We start from the raw sequence: 3,798 nt of genomic DNA, 5'->3' as shown, positions 1-3,798 counted from the left end.
GGCCAGATGACCGCGAGAAAGGTTTGGTGCTGAGATGATAAATCGCCAAACGAAATCTCCGATACGCAAACGGGGAGACCAAACGCTCAAACGCGCCGCAAGTCGTAAGTGYGCCCTTGTCTGTTTACCGGTGGCGACGCTAGCAACATCGAACAGCGATTTCGACTACTAAAAGTAGTAGTCGCCAAGTGGCAATTGCTCGTGTTTGAATAGGGACACAATCGCGTCAATCAGGGGAGGGCGATAGGCGCAGGCTGATCGCACGACTGATCAGGGACAGAGGACAAGGGACAAGCGAGCTGGAAGAGTGGAGGAAGACATTGCAGGCGCGGCTCGACAAACAGGAGAGGGCGCAGGTAACGCGCAGTGGATAGTCCCGTAAGACAGGCATTCGATTGGCGGCTACCAAAAATCGGAGTTTCAAACAAGTTTACAATGGACCATACAGGATACCGTCCAGAAACGGAGCAGACATGAAGACCAGCCTTGAACATTTGCCGGAACGAAAGCAACGCGAGCTTGCGCGCGTCGTCGGAATTATCCAGGAAGAGTTTGCTGATCTGGTGGAGCGCTCCAAGTCTGACGCCAAGAAAGACGGACGGATTTTCAAAATCATTCTGTTCGGTTCTTACGCGCGTGGCACCTGGGTGGATGAGCCGCATACGTCGAAAGGCTACCGCTCGGATTTCGACATTCTCGTCATCGTCAGCAACAAGGAACTGGCCGATCCCAAATACTGGGACAAGGCGACTGATCGGCTGATGTGGGACAAGGAGATCGAGACACCCGTGGGGCTTATCGTGCATGGCGCTCGCGAGATCAGCAATTTTTTGCATGATGGCCAGTACTTCTTCGTCGACCTCGCCCGCGAAGGTGTTGTTCTTTACGAACTCGACGACAGGCCGCTCGCCGAGGCGAAACAGCTCAGCCCAGCCGATGCAATCAGGGTGGCCGAGGAGCATTTTGAAAAGCAGTTTAGGAACGCAGTCGATTTTCTGAAAGGTTCGAAATTCTTTGTGCAGGAAGAAAACATCAACCTCGCAACATTCAATCTCCACCAATCAGTTGAAACAGCCTACTCCTGCTATCTGCTGACGCACACAAATTACACGCCGGCCTCACATAACCTCAAATTCCTGCGTGGACTTTCAGAGGATAGGGATCGCCGTCTGATCGACATCTGGCCGCGCGATCGTCAGCGATTTACCACATGGTACAACATCCTGAATGAGGCCTACGTCAAGGCACGCTATTCGAAGCGTTTCGAGGTTTCCGAAGAGGCGCTCACCTGGCTTCAGGAGAGGACCGCGGAACTTCATAAGCTGGTTGAGACGCTTTGCCGCGAGCACATCGAAAAGCTCGAACAGGCCGCGAACGCCAGCGACTGAGCTTCACTGGTAGCACAAAGTCTCCTGTACTCAGGTGACGGCGACCACAGCGTCATGAACCATATGGTCAAACCTACTCTCACAATCGCTATGTCGATCTCCTCATAGAAACTGGTCTGTCTTCCAGGAGCAAAGCCGCGGTCAACAGCGGCAGTTCCGGTGCGACCGCAATCGAAAGGAACAATCGTGGCAAGGAAAACAATCGAACAGCGCCTGGCTGAATTGGATGCGCAACGTTCCGCCCTCAAGGCCCGGCTCTCGAAAACCGAGCGCAACAACGATATGCGCCGCAAGGTCCTGATCGGGTCGCTCGTTCTGCATCAACTCGAGACCTCGGATGATCAGGAGTTCAACAAACAACTCGGTGACTGGCTGCGCCGCGAACTGCCGGGCTTTCTGACGCGCGACAATGACAAGGCGCTGTTTGACGATCTGATCGGACAATGACTGTTGGGCACGGGAGAGGGTGGCGACAGCGGGCAGGGCGCTCCATGAACCGGTTGCGACTTTCTCGGGACGCATTCAAGAACATGATGCGAGCCGCCGCGCCCTGATGAGGTGCGCAATCTGCCGGCGCACGGACAGTTGCTGTTCCTGGCCGGGCAACGACCAGTTTTCGCTGAAAAGCTTGCCTACTTTGCCGATCCGGAATTCAGGGAGATGTTCGATCCAGTCTGACGGGAAGCGTGTCCAGAAGGCGGTTGGGCAACCCGTCACACCATTGTACGCGCGGCCCTCGTGCTACCTTGACCCTAGTGGGAAGTGGATATGGCTCGGCAAGCCCCGAGAACAGGCGCCCACTGCAACGGAATATGGTACGCGGTGATCCAGCCTGTCCTGACGCGAACGCGCTCCCCATAGTGCCGAAGTGAGCGGCAGGACGGGCGTGCGTCTTGCTGTGAAGGAATAGAAGTGGAGGCGTGCTGCGTGTTTTCAACGACAACGACCATGAATGCGTCCGCTGTATCGTTGGCGCGGCCCGGATCGGGATGGGCGAAACAGGCCGGAGCTATACCGGACTGCTCTATTCACGCTTCTGTCGTTCTAGGCGAGACAGCCGATAGTTTTAGGATCGCATATGATCCATAATCGATTAGTTCAAATTTAAAGAATTACTTATGATATCTTAAATCCGGAATAACGCGATTTTGGAACCGGAGCGGTGTGTTACGACATAGCGGGTTCTGGGTCGATTGCGTATCTCATTTACTATGCCGTAAGCTCCCACATGAGCTGTGGGGCTCCTCACGCTTGTGACACCCCGGGCATGACACTTTTTGGGCTGATAATCTATCTGGGTATACCTGCAAACAGGTGTTTTGACGCTTAAAATCTGGATCGACCTCCGCTCTACGAGGCGATAGCGACCTGGGACCCAATCGGAAAGGCGCACCGAACGGCTAGCGCACTGTCGTTGACGCCATGGGCGGAGGCTTACAGATTAAGCATATCCTTGAGAGCTAATTGACAAATTGAGTGAAAGTCTCGATTGATCTCCACGTTTAATGGGAACGAGCACCGTTTTTCTAGCTCAAATACTTTCCCGAATATTGGCTACTCGTATTCTATTTATTTCATCAAGCATGCCGCTTCCAGCTATCTGGAGCGGCTTTTGATAGAGGTAAGCCAATGCTCTCATTGGGAAAAATCTAATGTAGATCAATTGGCGCGGATGTTCTCACATAGTTCGCCCGTTGTTCCGCGACAGTTATGAGGCTGATAATTCGCCGGGGAGGCGCTGCAACTGCTTGCCGCTCTCGTCGCCTTCAGCCAGCAACGCAATGCGGGCTTGAGCGACGGACAGTAGGGCCTCGCTCAGTGCCCTTTGGTCTCGCAATCTTTCTTCGCCTGATCGTGATGCCACTTGATCGCATAATACATGCCTATGCCGAGCACTATGACCTTGGCCGGGAAAAAGACGAAAGGAAACCAATCTACCCAAGAACCATCAGACATTTCGAGCATTTCCATTCTGCTGTTTGGAATTGGCTATCCTCAAGGATAGCACTCACTCGAAATGTTTCGGCGATCAAGCTTGCACTCGTGGCGCAACCCAACCACCGCCGTAGTAGGCTTAAGACTCTGTATGGTGAAAGCGGACTACTAACAATGCCATCGTAATTCTGGAAATAACTGTCCAGACGACGTCGATGCCGCCAAAGTGTTGATTATTTTACGGAATTTTGGCGCCCGTTTTTTTTTCCAAGGATTTTCTTTTTTGCCCATTGACGTAGGCGCAAACTGCTCTCTATAAGTCCGCTCACTGAACGAGGGCGGCGGCGCTGCTGGCGACGAAGTCTTTCGTTCTAAAGAAATCATGTTGATGAGCTGACTGCTTGTTGTTTTCCAAAGGCTTTTGCTTTTGGGGTTTGATTTTGTGACTGCAATGAGCGGTCTGATGAGCGGTCTG

At 53.0% G+C, this 3,798-nt stretch carries 3 protein-coding genes and 1 pseudogene; 3 read left to right on the top strand and 1 reads right to left on the bottom strand.

Going from position 1 to position 3,798, the window contains the following annotated elements; genetic code table 11:
- Positions 1–473: 473 nt before the first annotated feature.
- The 3 genes and pseudogenes from AC1DCP_RS26285 to AC1DCP_RS26275 form a co-directional block, all read left to right on the top strand.
- Positions 474–1,388, top strand: a complete 915-nt coding sequence (locus AC1DCP_RS26285) for a nucleotidyltransferase and HEPN domain-containing protein (protein ID WP_111802349.1) — start codon at positions 474–476, stop codon at positions 1,386–1,388.
- A 186-nt stretch (positions 1,389–1,574) separates the two neighbouring features.
- Positions 1,575–1,835, top strand: a complete 261-nt coding sequence (locus AC1DCP_RS26280; protein ID WP_333704748.1) for a mobilization protein — start codon at positions 1,575–1,577, stop codon at positions 1,833–1,835.
- Positions 1,836–1,937: 102 nt separating this feature from the next.
- A pseudogene (locus AC1DCP_RS26275) lies at positions 1,938–2,066 on the top strand (type IV secretory system conjugative DNA transfer family protein); the annotation flags it as partial.
- Between the two features lie 1,137 nt (positions 2,067–3,203).
- On the opposite strand, the gene AC1DCP_RS26270 reads toward AC1DCP_RS26275, so the two are convergent.
- Complete coding sequence (locus AC1DCP_RS26270; RefSeq protein ID WP_192939893.1) at positions 3,204–3,344, bottom strand: hypothetical protein; 141 nt, start codon at positions 3,342–3,344, stop codon at positions 3,204–3,206.
- Between the last annotated feature and the right edge of the window lie 454 nt (positions 3,345–3,798).

The organism is Agrobacterium sp. 10T429 (assembly GCF_056393925.1).
The sequence above is the reverse complement of the archived record's forward strand: the minus strand, read 5'-3'. Positions and strand labels throughout refer to the sequence as shown.